23 protein-coding genes are annotated in these 21405 nt (G+C 61.8%); 3 read left to right on the top strand and 20 right to left on the bottom strand.

Translation table 11 applies throughout. The annotated features are described in order from the left end of the window. Positions 1-4: 4 nt before the first annotated feature. The 3 genes from I6E56_RS06755 to I6E56_RS06765 are packed head-to-tail and all read right to left on the bottom strand — an operon-like array spanning position 5 to position 3851. The gene (locus I6E56_RS06755; protein WP_197136895.1) at positions 5-883 is read right to left on the bottom strand and encodes a carbohydrate ABC transporter permease; all 879 of its coding nucleotides are present in this window, start codon (positions 881-883) and stop codon (positions 5-7) included. Further along, entirely contained in the window at positions 883-1815 is a 933-nt protein-coding gene (locus tag I6E56_RS06760; protein WP_197136896.1) for a carbohydrate ABC transporter permease, read from the bottom strand. Before I6E56_RS06760 ends, I6E56_RS06755 begins: the two co-directional genes overlap by 1 nt. After that, on the bottom strand, positions 1812-3851 hold the full coding sequence (locus tag I6E56_RS06765; protein ID WP_197136897.1) for a beta-galactosidase: 2040 nt from the start codon (positions 3849-3851) through the stop codon (positions 1812-1814). The genes I6E56_RS06760 and I6E56_RS06765 overlap by 4 nt, the downstream gene beginning before the upstream one ends. 234 nt (positions 3852-4085) lie before the next feature. On the opposite strand from I6E56_RS06765, the gene I6E56_RS06770 reads away from it, so the two are divergent. After that, positions 4086-5108 (top strand): LacI family DNA-binding transcriptional regulator, encoded by a 1023-nt coding sequence (locus tag I6E56_RS06770; RefSeq protein WP_197136899.1) that lies wholly within the window; start codon positions 4086-4088, stop codon positions 5106-5108. 93 nt (positions 5109-5201) lie between these two features. Here I6E56_RS06770 and I6E56_RS06775 read toward each other — a convergent pair whose 3' ends face one another. From I6E56_RS06775 to lysS, 3 genes are all read right to left on the bottom strand, one after another. Then, a complete protein-coding gene (locus tag I6E56_RS06775; RefSeq protein ID WP_197136901.1) occupies positions 5202-5390 on the bottom strand; it encodes a hypothetical protein in 189 nt (62 codons plus the stop codon). Between the two features lie 98 nt (positions 5391-5488). After that, positions 5489-5641, bottom strand: coding sequence for a hypothetical protein (locus I6E56_RS06780; protein ID WP_197136903.1), 153 nt, complete (start codon positions 5639-5641; stop codon positions 5489-5491). 9 nt (positions 5642-5650) lie between these two features. After that, positions 5651-7150: a lysine--tRNA ligase gene (gene lysS, locus I6E56_RS06785; RefSeq protein WP_197136905.1), complete on the bottom strand. Its 1500-nt coding sequence runs from the start codon at positions 7148-7150 to the stop codon at positions 5651-5653. A 103-nt stretch (positions 7151-7253) separates the two neighbouring features. On the opposite strand from lysS, the gene I6E56_RS06790 reads away from it, so the two are divergent. Continuing rightward, positions 7254-7664, top strand: a complete 411-nt coding sequence (locus I6E56_RS06790) for a GNAT family acetyltransferase (protein WP_197136907.1) — start codon at positions 7254-7256, stop codon at positions 7662-7664. Between the two features lie 24 nt (positions 7665-7688). On the opposite strand, the gene panC is transcribed toward I6E56_RS06790, so the two are convergent. The 13 genes from panC to tilS all read right to left on the bottom strand — a co-directional run bounded on the left by panC (position 7689) and on the right by tilS (position 19404). Beyond that, positions 7689-8558, bottom strand: a complete 870-nt coding sequence (panC, locus tag I6E56_RS06795) for a pantoate--beta-alanine ligase (protein WP_197136908.1) — start codon at positions 8556-8558, stop codon at positions 7689-7691. After that, a complete protein-coding gene (locus I6E56_RS06800; protein ID WP_197136909.1) occupies positions 8555-9304 on the bottom strand; it encodes a Rossmann-like and DUF2520 domain-containing protein in 750 nt (249 codons plus the stop codon). Before I6E56_RS06800 ends, panC begins: the two co-directional genes overlap by 4 nt. After that, positions 9304-10953: a PH domain-containing protein gene (locus I6E56_RS06805; RefSeq protein ID WP_197136910.1), complete on the bottom strand. Its 1650-nt coding sequence runs from the start codon at positions 10951-10953 to the stop codon at positions 9304-9306. Before I6E56_RS06805 ends, I6E56_RS06800 begins: the two co-directional genes overlap by 1 nt. Further along, positions 10950-11435 (bottom strand): PH domain-containing protein, encoded by a 486-nt coding sequence (locus I6E56_RS06810; protein WP_197136911.1) that lies wholly within the window; start codon positions 11433-11435, stop codon positions 10950-10952. Before I6E56_RS06810 ends, I6E56_RS06805 begins: the two co-directional genes overlap by 4 nt. Next, a complete protein-coding gene (locus I6E56_RS06815) occupies positions 11432-11920 on the bottom strand; it encodes a DUF3180 domain-containing protein (RefSeq protein WP_197136912.1) in 489 nt (162 codons plus the stop codon). Before I6E56_RS06815 ends, I6E56_RS06810 begins: the two co-directional genes overlap by 4 nt. Next, the gene (folK, locus tag I6E56_RS06820) at positions 11914-12441 is read right to left on the bottom strand and encodes a 2-amino-4-hydroxy-6-hydroxymethyldihydropteridine diphosphokinase (protein ID WP_231606266.1); all 528 of its coding nucleotides are present in this window, start codon (positions 12439-12441) and stop codon (positions 11914-11916) included. Before folK ends, I6E56_RS06815 begins: the two co-directional genes overlap by 7 nt. Continuing rightward, the gene (gene folB, locus I6E56_RS06825) at positions 12441-12860 is read right to left on the bottom strand and encodes a dihydroneopterin aldolase (protein ID WP_231606267.1); all 420 of its coding nucleotides are present in this window, start codon (positions 12858-12860) and stop codon (positions 12441-12443) included. Before folB ends, folK begins: the two co-directional genes overlap by 1 nt. Further along, complete coding sequence (folP, locus tag I6E56_RS06830) at positions 12857-13666, bottom strand: dihydropteroate synthase (protein ID WP_307842798.1); 810 nt, start codon at positions 13664-13666, stop codon at positions 12857-12859. Before folP ends, folB begins: the two co-directional genes overlap by 4 nt. A 10-nt stretch (positions 13667-13676) precedes the next feature. Next, the gene (folE, locus tag I6E56_RS06835; RefSeq protein WP_197136916.1) at positions 13677-14261 is read right to left on the bottom strand and encodes a GTP cyclohydrolase I FolE; all 585 of its coding nucleotides are present in this window, start codon (positions 14259-14261) and stop codon (positions 13677-13679) included. 7 nt (positions 14262-14268) lie between these two features. Continuing rightward, positions 14269-16269: an ATP-dependent zinc metalloprotease FtsH gene (ftsH, locus tag I6E56_RS06840; RefSeq protein WP_197136917.1), complete on the bottom strand. Its 2001-nt coding sequence runs from the start codon at positions 16267-16269 to the stop codon at positions 14269-14271. A 127-nt stretch (positions 16270-16396) separates the two neighbouring features. Beyond that, a complete protein-coding gene (locus tag I6E56_RS06845; RefSeq protein ID WP_197136919.1) occupies positions 16397-17830 on the bottom strand; it encodes a serine hydrolase in 1434 nt (477 codons plus the stop codon). 10 nt (positions 17831-17840) lie between these two features. Beyond that, positions 17841-18392 (bottom strand): hypoxanthine phosphoribosyltransferase, encoded by a 552-nt coding sequence (hpt, locus tag I6E56_RS06850; RefSeq protein WP_197106572.1) that lies wholly within the window; start codon positions 18390-18392, stop codon positions 17841-17843. Then, on the bottom strand, positions 18382-19404 hold the full coding sequence (gene tilS, locus I6E56_RS06855) for a tRNA lysidine(34) synthetase TilS (RefSeq protein WP_197136920.1): 1023 nt from the start codon (positions 19402-19404) through the stop codon (positions 18382-18384). Before tilS ends, hpt begins: the two co-directional genes overlap by 11 nt. Before the next feature lie 48 nt (positions 19405-19452). Here tilS and I6E56_RS06860 point away from each other — a divergent pair, with 48 nt between their 5' ends. Continuing rightward, the gene (locus tag I6E56_RS06860; protein WP_197136921.1) at positions 19453-19944 is read left to right on the top strand and encodes an inorganic diphosphatase; all 492 of its coding nucleotides are present in this window, start codon (positions 19453-19455) and stop codon (positions 19942-19944) included. 101 nt (positions 19945-20045) lie between these two features. On the opposite strand, the gene I6E56_RS06865 is transcribed toward I6E56_RS06860, so the two are convergent. After that, positions 20046-21389: a M23 family metallopeptidase gene (locus tag I6E56_RS06865; RefSeq protein ID WP_197136922.1), complete on the bottom strand. Its 1344-nt coding sequence runs from the start codon at positions 21387-21389 to the stop codon at positions 20046-20048. Positions 21390-21405 lie beyond the last annotated feature (16 nt).

Consider the following 21405-nt stretch of genomic DNA (forward strand, 5'->3'; position numbering starts at 1 on the left):
GCGACTACTTGAGTGCGCCGGTTCCTAGGCCACTGCGCCAGAAGCGCTGCAGGCTGAGGAAAGCAATGATGAGCGGGATGATCGACAGCAGTGCGCCGATGATCACGTACGCCCGGATTTCGGGGATCTGGTTGACCTGGCTGTTCCAGATGTAGAGGCCAAGGGTCACAGGGAACAGCTTCTCGTCGCGCAGCATGATGAGCGGCAGGAAGAAGTTGTTCCAGATGGTGACGAATTGGAACAGGAAGATAGTGACCATTGCCGGCGTCATGAGCCGGGTAGCGACGGTAAAGAAGGTGCGCACTTCTCCGGAGCCATCGATGCGTGCGGCCTCGACGAGCTCATCGGGCACGCTCGAGCTCGCGTAGATACGAGCAAGGTAGACACCGAACGGGCTCACGATGCTCGGCAAGAACACCGACCAGAATGTGTTGGTTGCGCCGACCTGGCTAAAGACCAAGAACAGCGGAAGCGCAAGCGCCGTTGCGGGAACTAGCACGCCACCGAGCACGACGTTGAAGAGCGTTTCGCGGCCGCGGAAGCTGTACTTCGCTAGCGCGTACCCCATCATCGTCGCGAAGAGCGTCGCTACTGCGGCACCGGCTCCGGCGTAGAGGATGCTGTTGAGCATCCACTGAAAGAAGAGGCCCTCGCGGTAGTTAGCCAGATTGACGATGTTGTCAATCAGGTTGAAGTCAGCGAACCACAGCGGCGCAGATGACGTGAAGTCGCCACGGTCTTTCGTCGCTGCGACGAACAGCCACCAGATCGGAATCAGGAAGTAGAACGTGCAGATTGCCATCACGAGCATGGCGCCCGAACGCGAGAAGAGGCTTTCGCGAGGACCGTTGTGCTTCTTCACGGGAGCTTTGGTGGCACTCATCAGTCAGCCTTTCGCTGGGTGAACTTGAGCACGGTGAACGAGAGCGCGAAGGTGAAGAGCGCGAGAACCACCGAGAATGCTGCGGCAAGGTTCACGTTCGGCACCGAAGCTGTCGAGTAGATGAGCAAGTTGGGGGTGTAGGTGCTGGTCACGGCCGATGTGAAACTCTTGAACACTTGAGGTTCGGCGAGCAACTGCAGGGTGCCGATGATCGAGAAGATGGCGGTGAGCGTAATAGCCGGCGTGATCAGCGGAATCTTGATCGACCAAGCAATTCGAGCCTGTGATGCACCATCGAGGCGAGCCGCTTCATAAATCTCACTCGGGATCGCCAGTAACGCCGAGTAGATGATGATCATGTTGTAGCCGACGAAGACCCAGGTGACCACGTTCGCGATCGACCAGAGCACAAGGTCAGCGCCCAAGAAGTTGATCTCTTTCGTGATCGCAGTGAACGGCGACAGGTTGGGCGAGTAAAGAAAACCCCACATGACAGCGGCGATGACGCCGGGAACCGCGTAAGGAGCAAAGAAGGCAAGGCGGAAGAATCGCTTGCCCTTGACCAGCGGCGAGTCCAACAGCAGGGCCAGCAGCAGAGCCAGACCGAGCATGATCGGAACCTGTACGACGCCGAAGCCGAGAACCCGAAGAATGGAATCCCAGAACGAGGAGTCTTGGAAGACCCGGGCGTACTGCACGAAACCGCCGAACACCTCAGTTGGCTTGCCGAAAGTACCTTCGCGCTCGACCGTCAGCAGCGACTGATAGATCGCGACCAGAATCGGCAGAATATAGAACAGGCTGAAAAGCACGGAGAACGGCGCGATGAAGAACAGCACCGCTCCACGGTTATTAGTGGCCTTAGTTTTCACTCGGATCTTCTTCGTCACCGCCTTGTTAGGTGTAGCGGGCTTAGCAATGTCTGTAGTCATCGCGTTGCTCCTTCTTCGACAGTCAGGCGGATGACGCGAACGCCACCAGCGGGAACAGCCACCGAACCTGCGACTGTAGTTTCCGTCAACAATTCTGCGCCGTCGGCGGGGAAAGAAATTTCATTCGCACTGTGATTGATCACAAAACGGAACCGGTCGGTGTCGTTCGACCGTGTCACAACTTCAACACCGGCGGGGAGTTCGAGTTGTTCGACACCGGCCTCGTTGAGCGCGCGGCCCATAAGGTCAGCAAAACTTGGCTCGTCGAGCGCGGTCGCCACGTACCACGCAGCACCCGAACCGAAACGATTGCGAGTGACGGCCGGACCGCCAGGAATGGGGCCCGACGCGAACTCAGCAACAACATCCGCTGTGGTGGGGCGCACGTGCTCAGCCCAGATGCTTGCCGCGCCGCCATCGTTGAGAACGAGACGGGTATCAGGGGTGACGGGCATGAACTGCTCGGTCCACACGCCAAGCATGTCGCTGAATGCACCAGGCGGTGTCTCGCCCGTGACATCGAGGCGGATGCCGTCAGTCTCGTCCACGATGCCGGAGAAGAAGGTGACAACCGCGTTGCCACCGCCGGCAACGAAGTCGCTGATAACAGCCGCGCTGGCGTCATCAACGAGGTAAAGGCTAGGAACCACGACAAGCTTGTAGGCGTCGAGCGCGGCGCCGGGCGCAACAACATCCACCGTCACGCCGTTGGCGCGCAGCGCTTCGTAGGCGGCATGCACTTGCTCGAGATAGCGAACGGCAGACGATGGCTGCGAGTCGCCCTCGGCAGCCCACCATGCTTCCCAGCTGAACACGAGTGCAACGGACGCTTCGACCCGAGTGCCCGCGAGAGGCTCGAGGGAGTGGAGTTTCTCACCAAGGTCGAGGGTCTCGCGCCACACAGTAGTGTCAGTACCAGCGTGAGGAAGCAGGGCCGAATGAAACTTCTCGGCGCCTTGGCGCGACGCTCGCCACTGAAAGAAGCAGACGGTGTCTGCTCCCCGAGCAACGTGCGTCAACGTGTTGCGAAGCATTTCGCCCGGCTGCTTGGCGAGATTGTATGGCTGCCAGCTCACGGCGCTGCTTGCCTGCTCCATCAGCACCCACGGAGCACCCTGGGCGAGACCACGAGTGAGGTCGGCGGCAAAAGAAAGTTCGCTAACCGGATGCGGCAGCCGGTGGTCGAGGTAGTGATCGTTAGCGATGACATCCATTTCGCTCGCCCACTGCCAGTAGTTCTGGCTGCGGATGTGCGCGGTCACCATGAAGTTCGTGGTGACGGGGATGTCGCTCTTCGAGCGCAACAGCGCCGCTTCGGCTTTGTAGTAGCCGAGCAGTTCGTCTGAGCTGAAGCGTGAGAAATCGAGTCGTTGCGACGGGTTCGCCGAAGAAAGGGTGACGCGGGGAGGCAGAACTTCGTTCCAGTCGCTGTAGCGCTGGCTCCAAAAGGTGGTGCCCCAGGCGGCGTTCAGGCCATCGATGGTGTCGTAGCGCGACTGCAACCAGACGCGGAACGCGGCAGCAGAAGTGTCGCAGTAGCAGTGCGCGTTGTGGCACCCGAGTTCATTGGAGACGTGCCACATCGCGAGTGCAGGATGGCCGCTGTAGCGCTCGGAAACTTTCTCAACGAGGCCGAGGGCTGCAGAGCGGAATTCGGGAGAGCTCGGGCACCAGCCTTGGCGGCCACCCTGCCAGCGGCGGGTGCCGTCGGCTGCGGTGGGCAGAATGTCGGGGTGTGCGGTGGTGAGCCACGCGGGCGGCGATGAGGTGCCGGTGCCAAGGTTTACACGGATGCCAGCAGAGTGCAGCAGATCCATGATGGCGTCGAGGCGCGTGAAGTCGTACTCTCCCGCTCGCGGCTCGATCTCGGCCCAGCCGAAGATGTTGATCGCGACGAGGGTGACGCCGGCCTGCTGCATGAGGGCGACATCCTGCTGCCACACATCTTCGGACCACTGCTCGGGGTTGTAATCACAACCGAGCACGAGGGAATCGGGTGACCAGCTCGCGACGCGATCTGCGCGGGGTGTGGTCACGCGTGCCTCCTTTGGCAATGGATGCGGCTGCAGTGCTTGCAGTCCAACTCGCAATTGTTCGATTTCTGTGAGCGTGCACAGAACCAGACCCTCAAAAACTGACGACAATCTCTGGGAGCGTTCACAGGCTAAACGAGCCTTATTCGTTGTGTCAAGCAGTCGGCGTGTCTGTGAGCGTGAACAGTCCCACGAAACGGGGCAAGCGACCGGCAGGCGGGGCGCTAGCATGGGGGTATGGCAACCCCTGGGACACGACCACGCCGCGCGACAATCTTTGACGTCGCGGCTGAGGCTAATGTCTCCCGGGGCACCGTATCCCGCATGCTCAACGGCGAACCGTACGTTTCTGACTCCGCGCGAGAGGCCATCGAGAAGGCCATCGCCAAGGTCGGCTACGTGCGCAATATGGCGGCCCGCAACCTCGCAACCCAGCGATCCAAAGCAATTGCGCTCATCGTGCACGAGCCCCACTCGGTCTTTCTCGAAGACCCCAACATCGGCGCCATTCTGCTCGGCACCAATGATCGGCTCTCTGAAGACGACTACCAGCTCGTCTGCCTCATCATCGGCTCCGACCGTGACAGCGCTCGCATCGCCGACTACCTTCGCGGCGGTTTCGTCGACGGTGCCGTCATCGTCTCGGCCCGCGAGCACGATCCCATCGCTGACGCCATCGCCCACATCGGGCTCCCCGCCGTCTTCGTCGGACACCCCATGAGCACGCCCGATATGCCCTACGTTGGCATCGATAACCGCGGCGCTGCCCGCGACATCACTCGCGAGCTGCTCTCCACCGGCCGCAAGAAAGTCGGCATGATTGCCGCCGCCCTCGACCGCGACTCCGGTAGCGAACGACTTGCTGGTTTTCGGGATGCCCTGGGCGACCAGTTCGACGAGAACCTCGTTGTCGACTTTCCGCTTTACTCGCGCAACAGCGGCGTTGAGGGAATGAAGGCCCTCCTCGACCGTGCCGGCGACATCGACGGAGTCTTCGCGGCATCCGATGCTCTCGCGGCTGGCGCCATGGATGTGCTGCGCGAACGCGGTCGTTCCGTACCGGGCGACATCGGCATTGTCGGCTTCGATGACAGCGACTGGGCGATGCGGTGCCAGCCCCAACTCACGACGGTGCGCCAACCTGCCGACCTTTTGGGGCGCGAAGCGGCATCCATGGTGTTGGAACTCGTGAATGGCATTACACCCGAGACTCCCGGTCGCATTCTGCCCACCGAAATCAAGCTTCGCGGGTCGGCCTAAAGCAGAGCCGCTTCTCGCGGACGCAGAACTTCTTCCCGCGGACTCGGGGCTTCTTCAGTCCGCCGCAGAAAACCTCTGTGGCGTCGCTGAGGTTTACGCCGAAGGGGTTGTCGTGGCCTGAGCGGCTACTTTGGCACGCTCTTCGGCTTCGATCTTGGCGTAGCTGTCACGTTCGGTGCGGTCAGAGCGAATAATGGAGGCCATAACGAGCCAGAAAATTCCGCCGATAGCAATCGTCGGGATGACGGAGAAGAGGGCGTTTGACCAGTATTCTTGAGGCACGTTTCTAGCCTAACCGTTCGCGAAGGTGACGATGGCGATGAGAATGACAAGTCCCACGAGAGTCACAGTCATGATGAGCCGTGAAGATTTGCGATCCATTACTGCGCCTTCACTAGAACGCCGACAATGCCGGTAATAACCATAAAGAGTCCTGCACCGGTCACGAGCACCCAGAGCACCGCACGCATCACAGTGATGCGGGGTGCACGTAGCGCCTCGATTGGCGCACTCGCCTCAGCAGGGTCAACCACGAACGACCCCTACTTAACTAACGGAAAGAGGATGGTTTCGCGGATGCCGAGGCCAGTGATGGCCATCAGCAAACGGTCAACGCCAACACCGATTCCACCGCTCGGCGGCATGCCGTGCTCGAGGGCGCGGATGAAGTCTTCGTCGAGGCGCATCGCTTCGACGTCGCCTTGGCTAGCCAAGAGTGCTTGCTCAACGAAGCGTTCACGCTGGATAACCGGGTCGACGAGTTCGGAGTAGCCGGTGGCCAGCTCGAACCCACGAATGTAGAGGTCCCACTTCTCCACAACACCCTCGATGGTGCGGTGGTCGCGCACGAGCGGGCTCGTGTCAACGGGGAAGTCCATGACGAAGGTCGGGCGGTCGAGGCCCGGCTTGACGTAGTGCTCCCACAGCTCTTCAACGTACTTGCCGTGGGTGGGCTGCGTGACCTCGATGTCGACGGCATCCGCCAGCACCTTTAGCTCGGCGGCGGGCGTCTGCGGGGTAATGCTGAGCCCGGCTGCCTCGTTGAGGGAGTCGTACATGGAGATGCGCGCCCAGTCGCCGCCGAGGTCGTATTCAGTGCCATCGGAGAGCGTGACGAGCGTGGAACCGGTGACAGCAACCGCCGAGTTCTGAACGAGCTCCTGAGTGAGGTCGGCCATCTGGTTGTAGTCGCCGTAGGCCTGGTAGGCCTCGACCATCGCGAACTCGGGCGAGTGGGTGGAGTCTGCGCCCTCGTTGCGGAAGTTGCGGTTGATCTCGAACACGCGCTCGATGCCACCGACGACGGCACGCTTCAAGAACAGTTCCGGCGCGATTCGCAGGTAGAGGTCGGTGTCGAACGCATTTGAGTTCGTGATGAACGGACGAGCGGATGCCCCACCGTGCATCGTCTGAAGCATCGGCGTTTCGACTTCGAGGTAGTCGTGCGCGGCGAACGTTGCGCGCAGGCTCGAGTTGACCTTGGCGCGGGCACGCACCGTGAAGCGGGCCTGTTCGCGCACGATGAGGTCGAGGTAGCGGCTACGAACGCGCTGTTCGTCGCTCAAGTCTTTGTGGAGGTTCGGGAGGGGCAAGACGGCCTTGGCGGCGATCTTCCAGTCCTTGACCATGACCGACAGCTCACCGCGGCGGCTCGAGATGATCTCGCCGCTCACGAAGAGGTGGTCACCGAGGTCAACTAGTTCTTTCCAGAGAGCGAGCGACTCGTCGCCCACTTCGCCGAGTGACACCATGACCTGGATGCGTTGGCCGTCGCCCGACTGCAGCGACGCGAAGCACAGCTTGCCCGTGTTGCGGAGGTGCACGATGCGACCAGCAAGGCCGACAACATCGCCCGTAGTGTCATCCGCTTCAAGCGAGGGATACTTCTCGCGAACAGCCGGAATGCTCGTGGTGATGGCGACCCCAACCGGGTACGCCTCAGCGCCCGAATCGATCAGTCGCTGGCGCTTCTCTAACCGAACAGCTTTCTGTTCAGAAACTTCGGCCTCGGTAGGGTCTGGAGCGTTGGCGGCGTCATTCACGCCCTCAATCGTAGCCGGGATACGGCAGCGCTGCCGCGCCCTCAAACACACACCACAACGCGGCCTGCTGTCAGGCGCTCGATGTCTGCGTCACACTAGCGTGATGAACATCCGCACGCTGACCTCTGCCGAATTCGACGCCACCGCCGCGCTGTGGGAATCGGCTGGACTAACCCGACCGTGGAATCCCCCACAGCGTGATTTTGATCGCGCGCTTGCCGGGGCAACGTCCACCATTCTCGGAGCCTTCGACGGAGACGCGGTGACTGGAACGGTGATGGCCGGACACGACGGCCATCGCGGCTGGGTCTACTACCTCGCCGTCGCTGACAGCAGTCGAGAAAGCGGAGTGGGGCGAGCGCTCATGGACGCGGCCGAAGAGTGGCTGCATGAGCAGGGCGCCGTAAAAGTTCAACTGATGGTGCGCTCTACTAACAAGCAAGCGACAGGTTTCTACGAGCACCTCGGCTACGAAGACGCCGACGTTCGCGTGCTAGCGAAGTGGCTTCGCTGACGCTGTCGCAGCAAGGAGCGAAAGCTACCCGACGTAAAGAGTCCAGTTGTCGATCAAACGAGTGTCGCCGACGCGTGCGGCAATGAGCGCGATTGCCGGGCCACGGTAGCCGTCGGGCACGGGCATGAACGTTTCGGTGTCGACGATCGTGAAGTAGTCGAGCTCGACCCCAGACTCCCCCATGAGAGCTCCCTGCGCTGCAGCAATGACCGCATCGAGGCCGCTATCGGCGGCCGAGCTTGCAGCCTTCAACGCGGTCGACAGGATGACGGCCGCGTGGCGCTGGCTGGCATCCAAGAACTGGTTGCGACTCGAGAGGGCTAGACCGTCTTCTTCTCGCACCGTTTCGATGATTTCGACCTGCACGGGGATGTTGAGGTCGGTGATCATGCGGCGAACGAGAAAGAGCTGTTGGGCATCCTTCTGGCCGAAAGTCACGAACTGGGGAGTCGTGATCGCGAGCAGTTTGGCGACTACCGTAAGCACGCCGTCGAAGTGGCCAGCGCGGCTCTTGCCCTCGAACATGGTGCCGATCTGACCGGCGGACACCGTTGTGGTTGGCGCGGATGGGCCCTTCGGATACATCTCCTCCACGCTGGGCGCGAAGACGTAAGGAACACCCAACTCGCCGAGCATATCGAGGTCTTGGTCCATCGTGCGCGGGTACTTATCGAGGTCTTCGTTAGCACCGAACTGGGTGGGGTTTACAAAGATCGACACAATGCGAACATCGGCAAGTTCAGCGGCACGCTCAACGTGAGCGAGATGCCCTTGGTGAAGAGCGCCCAGCGTTGGCGTCAAAGCAATGGTGCGGCCAGCGGCGCGTTCGTGCGCGACAACATCGCGCATACCCGCGACTGTCTCAATGACTTGCGGGCGGGGGTGTGAACTCACGAGGGGTCCTCCTGTGAATGGGGCCTCGACTCGGGGTCGAGCAAGGAAACATCGATGCTAGTCGCAGTTGCACGCGCGAGCGCACTCTCGACCGAGGAACGCAACAGCGGGCCAAGAACACGAGCGGGGGCATCCACCCCGACGCTACCGAGCAAATCTAAGGACTGTCCGACGATCGCGGCCGAGAAACTGGTCGCGATACTGACCGCCTCCGCCCACGCCGCGCGCTCGTCTTCAGCGATCACAATCGGCTCGGCACCCATCTCAACGACGAGTGCTTGCGCGATCGGCAATACCGGGGTTGGCGCGCTGACAGCGCAATACGCTTCGTGCAAGCGAGTGAGATCGAGACTCGTTCCCGTGAAGACCATGGCCGGGTGCAGCGCCAGCGGAATCGCTCCCACCGCCAGCACCGACGCCAGCGCTCGATAGCCGAGCCCGGGCGCGGTGTGCAGCACAAGTTGCCCCGGCTGCCACACTCCCGCATCGGCGAGACCCTTGGCAAAGGACTCAATTTCAGCCTCAGGAATCGCCAGAATCACGAGCTCACTGCGTTCAACCAGAGTCGGGATGTCGAGCACGGGAACATCGGGAAGGATCGCGCTCGCGCGCTCAAGATTGCGCTCGGACGTCGCGGCGATGCCCACAATCGCATGCCCAGCACCCGCGAGCGCCGCACCAAGAATCGGGCCTACTTTGCCCGCGCCAATGATGCCGATTCCGAGCCGGCCCGCTGCCTGTGCCATTACGCCTGTTCCTCGGGGGTTGTTGGTGTCGGAGACTCGGTTCTCGCACCAGCACTGCGCCAGCGGTGACTCGTGTCTACACCGGCGGCGTGCACAGCGGCATGCTCGACCTCATCGAAGAACCGCACAACATCGGCGCGATCGAGTGCTCCGATGGTGGCAGAAATCGGGCCGGCGACAGTGTGAATTCGCAACTCGGCGAGCCCCATCCGCCGCAGCAACGGACCCTCGTGCATGCTGACGCTCTGCATGCGCGCTTGCGGAACCAGAATGAGCGAACGCCAGATGGCTCCCTTGCGCAGCGCTACGGCATCCGAAATCAGCACGAAACCGTTGCGGCGCCACGAGAACCAGCGCAACCACGCCGCACGCTTGGGCGAGGTGACGTATTCGTCGTCGTGGGCTCCAGCGGCGAGCCCGCACTCGAGCAGTTCCCGCGATTTGGCATCAGCGAGGCTCGGCAGGATGAGTTGAAGCACGCGGTGCACGTCGGCCATATCTCCGACCGGGAGCAGTGTGGTTTTCGCGGTTGCGCCGCTTGAGCTTGCCGCTTGCGAGGCAGTGTTGATCTTGATTTCCCACCATCCGGCAGGGCGCCACAACAGCGGCTGCGAAACCTCAACAGCGTGGATCCGGCCGGGCGGGAGTGTCTCGTTTGTTGTCGAGAGCAAGCCGTAGCCGACTCGGATGCCGTCATCCGTTGACGCGATCGAGTAGCGAAGCGACCGCGTGAGTCTCGATGCCAAATAGCCACCAAGACCGAGCAGCCCGGGCAGAAGAGCAAAGATCCAGCCGTAGTCACCCGTGACGATGATCGTCGTGATGATGCCGATGCCCGCCAGAATCGCGATGATGGTCGCTTCGCTGAGCACGAGGGATCCGATGAGCCGCGGGATGCTGATGCGCACAATCGACTCGGGCGGGGCCGCGTTGGGGTCAAGTTCGGGCGCCAAGAATTCGTTGACGCGCGACCCCACTAGACCGGTGACGCCGGTCTGGGTTCCCGATTCTGCAGCGGCAGCAGCCTCGGCCGCCCGCGTGCCCGACGCGAGCTGCAAAATCGCGACCCGCAGATCATCAGCCCCAGCAGACCTCAGATAAGCCAACTCAACGTTCGCGTCCTGACCGGCGACATTCACTTCAAGTTTGGCTGCGCCGAACAGACGGGCCAAGAACGGCCGTGAAATATTGATGCCCTGGATACGGTCGAGTCGACCGCGACGATTGGTGCGGAACAGCACGCCGCTGCGCACTTCGACAAGCTCATCAGTGATGCGGAAGGTGTGCATCCGCCACGACAAGTAAAAGCCGCCAACGCTCAGCAGAAGAATGACGATGACAGCGAGAATCGCTAAAAGGATCAGGCTGGACTCGGCAAAGCGTTCAAAGAACCGCAGCTCGCGACTGCCGCCACCAAAGATGGTGTCGATAAAAATATCGCGGGCATTCACGATGACGACACCGATGATGGCCACGAAGGCGATGCCTCCACGCAAGAACGGAGTGGCCGGGTGCAGGCGATGCCATTCGCCATCGGCGAGCCGGCGCGCGCTTTCGGGAACGTTCAGCTCAACGGGGTCGAGCGGTTCGCCGGGCTCCAGCGGGACGCCGGGCTCGCCGGGTTCGAGGGGTTCGCGTGGTTCGCTCACAGTCCGGCCCTGCGGCTTTCGGCTAGGGCGACGAGCGTGTCTCTCAACTCCTCAGCATCCTGCTCGGGCAGGCCGGGAATGACGACTCCGGTGGATGCCGCTGCCGTCACGAACTTGAGTTCGCTGAGGCCGACGGCGCGATCGAGGGGTCCGCGGTTGATGTCTACGAGCTGCATGCGGCCATAGGGCACGGCAACCACGCGGCGGAACATCAGTCCGCGGCGAAAGACCAGATCATCTTCACGCAGCATGTAGGCAATTGCGCGCACGCGTCGCGGGGTGAGAGCGATGTTGATGATGAAGATGATGCCAAGCGAAACGGGAATCACGGCAAGCCACTGAATCCCGGTCAGGACGGTGGGAATCGAGGTGGCGACGGTGAGCACGATGCCCGTAATCAGCAGCCCGACCGCTTCCACGATCGTGTACTTGCGGGAGACGCCGCGCCACTCGGCGCCGGGGAGATCGAGTCGCTCGGTCACGCTGCTCCTTGAGGGTCCATCGGGTTCCGCGATGACGGGTCGTCATCATCTGGCGGGATGGTGCACAAATATTCGGCAACCAATCCTGCGATCAGCAACACTATCGCGCCAGCCGAAACGACAAAGCTCGTGGCGATGGCGCCAGTTTCGGGAGAAACGGTGCGACTCAGCAGGTAGACCGCGATGCCGAGGGCGGTTCCCCCGAGCAGAGCCCCAGCGAACGCTGATGCTTTCGCGAGCACGACGACACGCAGCGCGAAGAAGGGATTCACGCGTTCTTTGCGCAGTCCGCGTGATGAGCGGTAGATCGGTACTGCCAGAACGACCACGATCACGGCGATCAAGAAGAGCGACACCGCCAATGCGACCGAGGGAGTCACAATGGGATTTCCGGATGCCGTGAGCACGACTTCGAGCAACCAGCCGACGACTGCTCCCGCCGCGGCTATCGTCACCAAGTGCACGGCTGACGTGCGGGCTACCACAGTGGCGCTGCCTCAAACTCGGTGGCGTCATTCTCGATGCCAGCGAGGGCGTCTGCCGCGCTTCCGACTCCGGCGAGCTGCGTGTGCGGGTCGAGCTGCAGCAGCGGCACAAGCACAAACGATCGTTCGGCGGCGCGCGGATGCGGAATCGTCAGCAGCTCATCGTCCACCTGCAGGTGCGCGAAAGAAATGATGTCGATATCGAGCGTGCGGTCGCCCCAGCGTTCATCGCGCACGCGGCCATGCTCGGCTTCGACGCGTTGCAATTCGGCGAGGAGGGCGTGGGGCTCCAGCGAACTGCGCGCTAACACCACCGCATTGAGATACGCGGGCGCAGAGTGGTCGACGCCGGAGAGTTTCAGAGCCGGCGTCTGCACAATGCTGGAGGCGGCATCCACTGTCACACCGTCGATGCGGTTGATGGCGTGCACCGCGTCGCGCAGAGTGGTTTCGCGGTCGCCGAGATTACTGCCAATGGCGAGCATCACCGGCAACTCGACGTGGAGTCGTTGCTGGCGCATCATCGCAGTGGCTGCGGTTCTGCGCTAAAACCGGCAGCCTGGGCACGGGCGGCGCGCTGGCGGGTGATCGTGACCGAAACATCAGTGAACGGCACGGTGATGGGCGCTTCTGGTTTGTGCAGCGTGATCTTGGTGCTCACCGCAGCCTCGTGCGCGAGCACTACGGCGGCGATGCGTTCGGCAACCGTCTCGATGAGATCAACGGGATTGCTCTCGACGGCGGCCACGATCTCTTCGGCTAAAACACCGTAGTGAATCGTGCGGTCAAGGTCGTCGGTGCGCGCAGCGGCGGCGAAGTCGAGATACACGGTCGCGTCGATCACGAAGACTTGGCCGTCGCGACGCTCGTGGTCGAAGACGCCGTGGAAGGCGGTGGCACGCAGGCCGGTGAGAGTGATTTCGTCCAGTGCGGGATTCATCGTTTCTTGCCCTTCTGCATCGCTCGATAGACGGAAAGAGCCACCTGCGTAGACGGGACATCGTGCACGCGCACGGCCCACATCCCCGCTTCGGCGGAAACGTTGCTGATCACTGCGGTTGCAAGATCGCGGTCGGCCGGTGGCGCATCGGTGGGGAGCATTTTGGCGAGAAAGCGCTTGCGTGATGCCCCGATGAGCACCGGATGCCCGAGCGAAGCAATCTCGTCGATGCGCGCTAACAGCGCCCAGTTGTGGCGGGCGTCTTTCGCGAAACCGAGACCCGGATCAAGCACGACCCGTGTGGGCTTCACTCCCCACACCATCATCTCGGCCAGTCGAGCCTTTAGCTCACGGCGCACATCCGCGACAACATCGTCATAGTGCGCGAGCTGCCCCATCGTGGTGCTGTGCCCCCGCCAGTGCATCGCAATGTAAAGCAGATCCGTTTCGGCAACCGTGCGGTACATGTCCGGGTCAGCAAGCCCACCAGAAACATCGTTGATGATGGATGCTCCCGCCTCCGCCGCGGCCAGTGCAGTCTCGGCATTCATAGTGTCAACGCTCACGGTCACGCCTTCAGCCGTGAGGGCCTTGATCACCGGGATTACGCGCTGCTGTTCCGCCGCGGCCGACACCCGTTCGGCACCGGGGCGAGTCGATTCGCCGCCGACATCGACGACATCCGCGCCCTGATTGCGCAGTTCGATGCCGCGCGCGATTGCGGCGTCGACGTGTTCGAACTGCCCGCCGTCGCTAAAAGAATCAGGCGTGACATTCAGGATGCCCATAACTTGGGGAACCGCCACGCGAGGGTTTCTACGCATCGCCACCTCGGCCGATGAGCGCCATTACTTCAGCGCGCTCTACCGGATCGCTGAGAACTCCACGAGACGCCAAGGTCACAGTGGAGCTAGCGGTCTGGCGCGGTCCGCGAGCGGACACACAACCGTGAACGGCATCGATAACAACGAGCACGCCCCGCGGCGACAACCCCGTATTGATCGCGTCGGTGATCTCTTCGGTCAGCCGCTCTTGCAGTTGGGCACGCGCGGCAATCGTCTCCACGACCCGGGCAATATTGCCCAAGCCGATGATGCGTTCGTCTGGAACGTAGGCGACATGCGCGACGCCCAGAAACGGCAACAGGTGGTGTTCACACATCGACCGAAACTCGATGTCGCGCACGAGCACAAGCTCGCCCGTTTGATCCGCTTTCGCGGTGAATTCGATGCTGTCGGAGAGGTGCACGAGGGGGTCGATCGTGTTGCCCGCGAAGAACTCGGAGTACGCCTCGGCGACCCGACGCGGGGTGGCGGTGAGGCCTGCCCGCGTGGGGTCTTCGCCGACGGCATCCAAAATCTCGGCTACCGCAGCTTCAATGCGTGCGAGGTCGATCGACATGGTGTCCCTAGGCCGTTGCTACCCCGGGCGACTTACGTGGCCGTGGGGTGCGTGCCGGCTTCGAAGGCGTGGACTCGTCGCTGTCGCTCGCCTCAGCCTCCGCGACCTTCTTCTTGGGCACCGTGATGGGAGGTAACTGCGAGACAGGGCGCGCGTCGCTCGAGAGCCACTGGGGGCGCTCAGGAAGCTTGGCCATTCCCTCGAAGATTTTGTCGAGCTCAACGTGGTCGAGGGTCTCTTTCTCCATCAGCTCAAGCGCGATCGTGTCGAGCACCTTGCGGTTCTCGTTGAGCATCTGCCAGGCCTCGTCGTGAGCTTTCTCGATCAGCAGACGGACTTCTTCGTCAATGATCTTGGCCAGCTCATCGGAGTACTCGCGGCTCGAACTCATGTCGCGACCCATGAATGGTTCGCTCGATGCACTGCCCAGCTTCACGGAACCGACTCGGGCACTCATGCCGTATTCGGTAACCATGCGGCGGGCGATCGAGGTGGCCTTCTCGATGTCGTTGGATGCCCCGGTCGTCGGGTCGTGGAACACGATTTCTTCTGCAACCCGGCCACCCATCGCGTAGGCGAGCTGATCGAGCAGCTCGTTACGCGACACGGAGTACTTGTCTTCGAGCGGCATGACCATCGTGTAACCGAGGGCACGGCCGCGAGGAAGAATGGTGATCTTCGTGACGGGGTCGGTGTTGCGCATCGAGGCGGCAGCCACCGCGTGACCACCCTCGTGGTATGCCGTGACGAGCTTCTCTTTGTCGTTCATGAGACGCGAACGACGCTGTGGGCCAGCCATGACTCGGTCAACGGCCTCGTCGAGGGCACGGTTGTCGATGAGCTGCGCGTTGGAGCGCGCGGTGAGCAAGGCTGCTTCGTTGAGCACGTTCGCGAGGTCAGCACCGGTGAAGCCTGGCGTCTTGCGAGCGAGCACTTCGAGGTCAACGCCCTCGGCCATGGGCTTGCCCTTGGCGTGCACTTCGAGAATCTGTTTGCGGCCGATCTTGTCGGGAGCATCCACACCGATCTGGCGGTCGAAACGACCGGGGCGCAGAAGCGCGGGGTCGAGAACGTCAGGGCGGTTTGTTGCGGCGATGAGGATGACGTTGGCGTTCACGTCGAAACCATCCATCTCGACCAGCAACTGGTTGAGGGTCTGCTCGCGCTCATCGTTACCGCCACCGATTCCGGCACCACGGTGACGACCGACAGCATCGATCTCATCGATAAAGATGATTGCGGGAGCATTCTGCTTGGCCTGCTCGAAGAGGTCGCGAACACGGCTTGCACCGACACCCACGAACATTTCAACGAAGTCAGAACCAGAGATTGTGTAGAACGGCACGCCAGCTTCACCCGCAGTGGCCTTGGCCAGCAGGGTCTTACCCGTTCCGGGAGGGCCGTACAGCAGTACGCCCTTCGGGATGCGGGCGCCAACAGCCAAGAACTTGGCCGGTTCTTTCAGGAAGTCTTTGATTTCTTCGAGCTCTTCGATGGCTTCGTCAGCACCAGCGACATCCGCAAAAGTGGCCTGCGGGGTGTCTTTACCCACGAGCTTGGCCTTCGATTTGCCGAACTGCATGACCTTGCCGCCGCCACCCTGCATGCGGCTGAAGATGAAGAAGAAGATGATGCCGATGATGAGGAACGGCAGCATGATCGAGAGGAAGGAGACGAAGAAGTTCTCTTGAGGAACCTGGTCGTTGAACTCGGAGACGTCAGCACCGTTGATCGCCGAGACAATCTCGGTGCCACGGGGCGCTACGTAGTAGAACTGCACCTTCGTGCCATTGTCGCCGTCGGCTTTGGAAAGCTCGAGGTCTACACGCTGCTCGCCGTCAATGATCGTGGCGGAGGACACCGTCGATCCCTGAAGAAGGTCGAGACCTTCTTGCGTGGTGATCTCTTTGTAGCCCTCGCCGAGGAGAAAGCTCGCGGCGATGGAGACGGCGGCGATACCGATGATGATGTACGGAATGGGGCCGCGGAAAATGCGCTTAAAATCCATGATGTTCCGGGTCGGGCGACCCAGTGCCTCTCTCTGAAGAAACGTGGTGCAAGGTTACCGTTATCGCGCTGCAAGACCACTGCATGTTTGCCCTCGGCGTAATGCGGTCTACGCGGGGTTGCTGCGGTTAGTCAGTTTCGGTGGTGACGGCGAAGGTCTGCACGCGCGGTGGCAATTCAGGGCTCATCAAGATGTGGCACTTGATGCGACCGCGTTCGCCATTGATTGTCCAGTTGGTCACGGCAGGGGTGTCGCTGAGCGTGCGGGGCAATTCGGTGAGCGGCGCACCGGTCAGCGGGCCAACGTCTGCAATCGCTTTAGCAATGCCCGCAATACGCTCTGGCCACGGAACATCGAGCGCAAGGTTCACGGCCGCGAGTGCCTCTGCGGTCGGGGTGTCCCACTCGCGAACGAGGCCATCGAAGACGGCGCGGGCTTCGAGAGTTTCCGGCCACGCCGGTGCCGGAGTTGTCAGCTCGCCATACGCATTCAATGCGGCCTGCAAAGCCTGAGTAGCCGGGGTCGAGGATGCCGCAAAGGTGCCGTTCTCGAACGCCACAATGCCGAGCCCGGTCGGGGCGTGCCAGCGCATGTGAGCGCTCACTCCGGGGTAGCCGCCCGAGTGAGACACGATCTTCGTCGTGCCCTCATCGATAAACAGACCGTAGCCATAACCGTGAGCGGTCGGCTCCGAGAACTCGGCGACCTTCGACTTGCCCTCGGGCACAACCCGCTGAATCTGCTGCAATTCGCGACGGCTGGCGGCTGACAGCGGTCCGTCTGAGGTGTCGTCAGGGTCGAGGGCACCAGCGAGCCACAGCGACCACCGCACCAGGTCGGTCGCGCTAGAAAATAGGCCACCCATGGAAGAAAAGACTCCAGGGCCAGTGAACGGCTGAACCTGCCACTGCCCATTCGCGAGCCGGTAGCCGCGGGCGACATCGGCATCCGCGTCTTCCTCGAAGCGTGTCGAGGTGAGGCCAAGGGGTTCGAGAATTTCGGCAGCAATCGCCTCGATGTAGGGACGACCCGTGATCTCGGCGATAACCTCACCGAGCAGAGCGTAGCCAAGATTCGAGTACTCAAAGCGAGTACCGGGCAGGCTTGAGTAACGGATGCCCGCCGCCATGAACTCGTCGAGCTCGGCTCGCGTCATTTCTTCCACGCGGTCACCCCACGGGTTATCGGTGGGGAACCCGGCCGACATCGTCATGAGCTGCCGCACACTCGGAGTCACGGGAGCAGCCGCGGGCTCGAGCGCCGTGAATGCCGGAACAAAGTCAGTGATCGGCGCATCGAGGGTGAGCTGGCCACGATCGCGCAGCATCAAGAGCATCGTGCACGTGAAGCTCTTGGTGCACGACGCGATGCGGAACACCGTGTCGCGATCGGGAGCATTGCCCTCGCCGAGAACCTTCTCGCCGTAGCCACCCTCCAGCACGATGCCATCGGGCCCGAACACCGCGAAGAACGACGCTGGTGCCTTCTGCTCCGCTACCCGATTCTCAAACAGACCAACAATTTCATCGGTCGCCTGATCGATTGCTGCCTTCGCCCTCATTCAGCGAGCCCTAGGCGTAGACGTGGGGTGCGAGCACTGCGACGCCGCGCAGGTTGCGGTACTTCTCGGCATAGTCGAGGCCGTAGCCGATCACGAACGCGTTGGGGATGTCGAAACCGACGTACTTGACGTCTACTTCGACCTTGGCGGCATCCGGCTTACGCAGCAGGGTGCAGATCTCCACCGAGGCAGCGCCACGGCTGCGCAGGTTGCCGAGCAACCACGAGAGCGTGAGGCCAGAGTCGATGATGTCTTCAACGATGAGCACCTTGCGGCCCTCAAGGTCGCTGTCGAGGTCTTTGAGGATGCGAACGACACCCGAGGACTGCGTGCCGGCGCCATACGAGGAGACGGCCATCCAATCCATCTCGATGGGAAGAGCAAGTTCGCGAGCGAGGTCAGCCATCACCATGACGGCACCGCGCAGCACCCCGACCAGCAGCAGCTTCTCGCCGGCATAATCGGCCTCGATCTGACGCGCCATCACGGCGATCTTCTCGTGGATCTCTTCCTGGGTCAGAAGGACCTCGCTGAGGTCTCCTTCGACATCGCTAAACTGCATCGCGTTCCTCACTGTGGGCCGAAAAGTGGAGAAGGTTCTCTCGTCGTTCAACCCTAACGCCGGGAACGTCGATCGGTCCCTGCCCCCTCCAGTCGGTGACGAGGCGTGCGATCTCCAGAGTGTGGGTGCGGCTGAGTGAGACATGGAACTCGCTGGCCACCGCCAACCTAATCAAACGCTGGCGAAGAGCGGCCGGATTCGCTGCAAGCGCGCGCACCGGCAACGAGATTCCTGCCTCCGAAATCTCGGCTAAATCTTCCGCGATTTCTTCGGCAAAATGATCGAGCGCTTCGGCATCTTCGCGCGCTTGATCGGCGGTGCGCACGAGAGCGTCACGGATGCCGGGGCCAAGCTCACTCTCCAGCAGCGGCAAAACAGTCTGCCGAACCCGCACTCGCGTATACGAGGTATCGAGGTTGTGCGGGTCGTTCCACGGAACGATTCCGGAGTCTTCGCAGCACTGAACGGTCGTGGTTCGCGGCACTGCCAGCAGCGGCCGCAAGTACTGGCCGGTATCGACCGCCATCCCTTTGAGGCTGCCCGCTCCGCTGCCGCGGGCAAGGCCAAGCAGCACGGTTTCGGCCTGGTCGTCGAGGGTGTGACCGAGCAGCACCCGGATCGCGCCATGCTCGGCGGCGGCTTCAGCGAGCGCCGCGTAGCGCGCGTCACGGGCGGCAGACTCGGGGCCTCCGGCGTCTCCGACGAGAACCGAGCGGATGTCGACGGGATCGAGCCCGAGGTCGCGAGCTTTCTGCGCGGCGGCGGCGGCGACATCCGCTGACCCGTCTTGAAGGTTGTGATTGACGATCACGGCGCCGGCTCGCAGGCCAGCCTTGGAGGCTTCGAAGGCCGTCGCGGCCGCCAGCGCGAGAGAGTCGGGGCCTCCGCTGAGGGCGACAAGAACGAGCGGTTCTGAACCAGAAGTTGAGGGCAATGAGGCAAGCGCAGTGCGCACAGCACGCCGAACATCAGCAATTGCGGGCGTAAGACGGGGGCGTCTGTCGGAGTGCATCCAGTAACGTTATTGCAGCAACCCCACATTTTTCTTAGGAGCACCTAGATGGCCGCATACGACGTTGTCGTTGAGATTCCGCGCGGAAGCCGGAACAAGTACGAAGTTGACCACGTAACTGGTCGTGTTTATCTTGACCGCTACCTCTTCACGACTTTCGCCTACCCCACCGATTATGGCTTTTTCGAGAACACTCTCGGCCTCGACGGTGACCCCGTAGACGCCCTGATTCTGCTCGACGCCCCCACCTTCCCCGGTGTTGGCATCTCGGTTCGCCCGGTCGCTGTGCTCAACATGAGCGACGACGGCGGAATCGACTCCAAGGTCATTTGCGTTCAAGCCAAGGACCCGCGCTGGTCGCACATTCAGGACCTGGGCGATGTTCCTGAGTTCACGCGCAAGGAAATCGAGCACTTCTTCGAGCACTACAAAGACCTCGAGCCCGGCAAGTGGGTCAAGATCGATGGCTGGGGCGACGCAGCAGAAGCTGACGCGATCGTTCAGGCTGGCTTCGAAAAGCTCAAGGCCGAAGGTCACTAAGAACTTCTGTCGCGCTTAACGCGCTAAACGCCAATGGCGGATGCTCGAGAGCATCCGCCATTGGCGTTTAAGAGTGACGAACGGGGCCGCAGCCCGTGGCTCTAGCCGAGGCTGACGCCCTTGGAAGACATGTACGACACAGGGTTGGTGGTGTCCCAGCCGTTGGGGCGCACTTCGAAGTGCAAGTGGCAACCGGTGGAGTTTCCCGTTGAGCCGACCTGGGCAATACGGGTTCCGACGGTCACTGATTGACCGGTTGAGACCTTGATGCCCCCGGCCACGATGTGGCCATAAGCGGTTCGTACTCCGCCGGCGTGTTCGATGATGATGTAGTTTCCGTAGCCGCCGTTCCAGCCATAACCGGCGTAAACCACGGTTCCGCTCGATGCCGCATAAATATCTGAGTAGCAACCCGCACCGATATCGGTTCCCTTGTGGAAGCTGGAACCGTAGTTCGAGCTGTACCCATACACCGACGTGATGTAGCCGTAGGCAGGTTTGGTCCAACCGTTAGCGCTTGAGGAGCCTGAGCCTGCCGCTGGCGAACTTGGGTTGGCCGCTGCGGCTGCTGCCGCAGCAGCCGCCGCGGCTTTGGCGGCTGCCGCAGCTTTAGCAGCAGCAGCCTTTTCTGCAGCGATGCGCTCTTCTTCGCGCTTCTGCACGCCCGCTTGGTAATCAGCTTCTGTCGTTACGCGTTCAGAGGTGAGGGCGGCGAGCTGAGCGTCGAACTCGATCTCGCGCTCCTGCTGTTCCGCAACCGCTGCTTCAGCCGCCACGGCAGCCGCTTGAGCCTCCTCGAAGGCTTCTTCCGCAGCGATCTTCAGCAATTCGAGCTCTGCACGAGCCACTTCGGCAGCGTCAGAGAGCGACTGCGCCGTGTTGCGGGCTTGAACAGCGTTATCGAAAAGCGCGGATGTCTGCTGCGAGATCTTCGACGACATCCCGAGGTTGTACAACAGCGCGTCGGCATCTTCGGAGTTAGCGAGAAGGTTCGTGGTCACATCGCCGCCGCCGCCACGGACCAGACGCGCGGCAAGCTCACCAATTCGTTGCTCAGCTTCTTCCGCTTCAGTGTTGGCGGTATCCGCTTGCTCTTGCAATGCGTCAGTCTGGGCAGACTTAGCTTGGTAGGCGGTATCGGCGTCTTGCCAGATGTTGCCCTTTTCCTCTGACTCCCTTTGGGCGTCAGCGGCCTGAGCTCCAAGCTCAATGAGAGCAGCCTTGATGCGGTCGACAACCTTTTGCGTCGCAGCCTCGTTGTTGCGGGCCTCAGTGACGTCACTCCACGTGGGGTAGTCATCAGCGAAGGCTGGTTGATTGCTTCCGGCATACAGACTGCCGCCAACGACAAGGCTGAGCACGGCTGTGAAGCCAACAATTCTGAAAGTGAGTGAGCGAAGCGCGAGCTTCGTTGCGGTCCCCCGACGCGCATGCGTGACGTTCATTAGTCCCCTAAGCAGG

Origin of the sequence: Salinibacterium sp. NK8237 (genome assembly GCF_015864955.1) — a bacterium.
Lineage (GTDB): Bacteria > Actinomycetota > Actinomycetes > Actinomycetales > Microbacteriaceae > Rhodoglobus.